At 49.5% G+C, this 689-nt stretch carries 1 pseudogene; it reads right to left on the minus strand.

The window, feature by feature from the left end:
• A pseudogene (locus R8N47_RS25400) lies at window positions 1–689 on the minus strand (hypothetical protein); the annotation flags it as partial.

The following is a 689-nucleotide window of genomic DNA, read 5'->3' on the forward strand; positions in this document are numbered from 1 at the left end:
CTTCCAACGTGAAGTTGTAAGAGCCATCCACATTCACTACCAACGTAAATACTGGATTGCCATCTGCCGTCGCACTGTAAGTGAAGCTGCCGTCAGCATTTGCCGTTTCTACGAGTACAACCGCTTCGCCATGTGAGGTAAGGCCAGCAACAGGATCCGTCGAGGAATCAAGTTGATAGCTCACCACGCGATCAGAGCCTTCTGTTGTAGTGAATTTACCGTCAATAGAAACAACGCTATCCTGAGCAGAACCAACGCCCGATAAATCGTCTTCATCAACCATAATGGCATCGACGTTTGTGATGGTCGGTTGGTCATCGAAGATAGTCACTGGGAGCACCGCAGAGCTGGTGTCACCATCAAAGTCCGTTGCGATGATTGGGAAGTTCAGCGTTAGCTCGTCGCTATTAATAGCGTGATCGATTGGGCCTTCCAGCGTGAAGTTATAACTGCCATCCGTTTTCACTACCAACGTAAAGACAGGGTTGCCATCAGCGGTCGCAACGTAGCTGAAGCTGCCATCAGGATTTGCAGTCTCTATCAACGTCACTGGATTGCCTTGCGAGGTGAGCCCTGCAACCACATCTACAGAGGTATCTAACTGGTAACTCACCACGCGATCAGAACCTTGCGTTGTCGTGAACTGCCCATCAATCGAAAGTGAATCATTTTGGTCCGAACCGATGTTC

The organism is Vibrio sp. 2132-1 (assembly GCF_033344315.1).